The sequence below is a fragment of the Kitasatospora sp. NPDC036755 genome, assembly GCF_040636595.1.
In the GTDB taxonomy this organism is placed as follows: Bacteria; Actinomycetota; Actinomycetes; order Streptomycetales; family Streptomycetaceae; genus Kitasatospora.
In genome coordinates this window covers 1-2037 of the sequence record NZ_JBEZUT010000623.1, presented here as the reverse complement: position 1 = coordinate 2037, position 2037 = coordinate 1, and the positions used below count along the sequence as shown (strand labels likewise).

Here is a 2037-nt window from a genome sequence, read left to right as displayed (position 1 = left end):
CCAGCACGCGGTACCGTCGTAGTGACGGGTCCAGTGGGCGCCGCTCAGCAGGCTGAAGTCGGGCTGCGCGCTGGTGACGCTGCTGCTGGTGCCAATGATGCCGAACGACTGCGAGGGCTTCATGTCGACCACGGCGCAGTAGCCGTCCGAGTCCTCGGTGAGCACCCCGCTTCGCTGCGGGAAGCCGTCGATCGAGATCGGGTGGGCCGTGCACTCCGGTGCCCAGCCGTCGGCGGTTCCGACCTTCCAGGTGTCCACCGTGGTGTGGATCGGCTGGTCCTGGTACCCGGCCGCGAACAGGACCATGGTGTACGAGGTCGAGCCGGTGGCCAGGCAGCTGGTCCAGAACTGGGTGCAGATGTTCTTCCCGTCGGCGTCGAGTACGGCGGCGAGCACTCCCGGACCGTAGAGGTTCCTGCCGGGCCGCGAGCCGAGCCAGAACTTGTCCGTGGTGGCCGCGCCGTCGATCCGGACGCACCGGGCGTCCAGCGCCGAGATCAGGTCGAAGGACGTCCCCGGGCGGCCGAACGCCGTCGAGGAGGGGGTGAGGCACTGCGCGGTCGACGAGACGTCGCGCCGGGCGAGCTTGTAGCTGTCGGCGCTCCAGGCCTGTCGTGGAATCAGGAGCGCGGTGTACGGGACGCCGACGGTGAGGGTGCAGGCCTTGGCCGAGCTGTCGACCGAGATGAACGTGCACACCTCGCCGCCCGCGGCGTCCAGCACCTTCAGCTCGGCTCCGTTGAATCGACCGTCGAGGTTGCTGAAGTCGATCACTTCGGACGTGGAGTGCTGGTCCGCCGGCAGGCTCAGACAAGCGGCCTGCTTCGAGTCCACCGGCATCGAGACCGTGGCACCCCAGGTGATGTCGAACCCGGTCCGCGACCAGACGGTGCAGCCCCCGGTCTCCTCGGTCCGGTGGACGGCCAGGCCGAAGGCCTTGGACGGCGTGCCGCTCAGCACCACGCGGAACGGTGCGGTGCCGGCCAGCTTGCAGACGGTGGTCGAGTCGCCGAAGCCGCACTGCGTGGCGCCCAGGGCGTCGAGGACCTCGCCGACGGCCGGTGCGCCGTCCGCGGGGGGCTGGTTGAACAGGTAGACGCCCTTGCCGGAGGCGGTCGGCAGGGTCAGGCAGAGCTCCTGGCCGGGGCCGCCGAAGGTGCCGGTGGCCGGACCGGCCGTCAGACCGGTGTCGTTGGCGGCGGCGCAGCCCCGGGTCTCCCTGGCCGAGCGGAAGATCATGCCGAACGCGCCGACCGGGGCCCGGTACGCGGCGACGGCCCAGGTGTAGTCGCCGGGCGCCAGGTCGCAGGAGCCCTGCGGGCAGAATCCGCCCATCGGGGAGCCGTCGGCCGCGAACAGCGTGCCGCCGATGTCGCCGTCGGGCTTGACCGGGCGGAAGGTGTACGGAGCTGTCTCCGGGACGCGCAGCGTCCGGCACCGTGCGGTGGAGGAGAGGTCCGGGGAGACGCCGAAGGCCTGGGGCTCGATGGTCACGCACCCGTCCGGGCGGGAGAGCCGGGCCGCGGAGATGGCGTACTCCTGGGCCGCGCCGTCGAAGCGCTGGGCGGTGATGCGGAACGGGGCAGGGCCAGTCAGCCGGCAGTCGGGGTAGGTCGACTTGCTGCAGACCTGGGCGCCCGTGCCGTCGTAGACGACGGGGGTGACGCCCGGCTGGGTGGCCTCGGTGCGCAGCACGTCACCGGCGGCGAGGTCGTTCACCCGGTAGCAGTCGCCGGCCGAGCCGAGCGCCAGGGAGCCGTGGAAGACGGTCGGCGCGCCGAGGGCGAGGTCGGCGGCGCCGACCGTCCGGCAGGCCGTGGTGGACTGCAGCGGAAGGTAGGAGACCGCGAGGGTGGCCGGCGCCATGGTGGCGGTGCCGACCTTCAGCGTGTACGTGCCCGCCAGGGTGGTGGCACACCGCAGGGTCTTGTTGCGGCCCCAGCCGGGGCCGACCGGGTCGTCGCAGGTCACGGTGGTGCCGTCCGGCGCGAGCACGGTCGGGTTGGACACGTCCTGGGTGGCGACGATCTGCACGAG

The 2037-nt window shown here is 72.1% G+C and carries 1 protein-coding gene; it reads right to left on the bottom strand.

Annotation, left to right across the window (positions count from 1 at the left end):
- A partial coding sequence (locus tag AB0E96_RS40615) for a hypothetical protein (RefSeq protein WP_359831812.1) occupies positions 1-2037 on the bottom strand: 2037 nt, incomplete at both ends.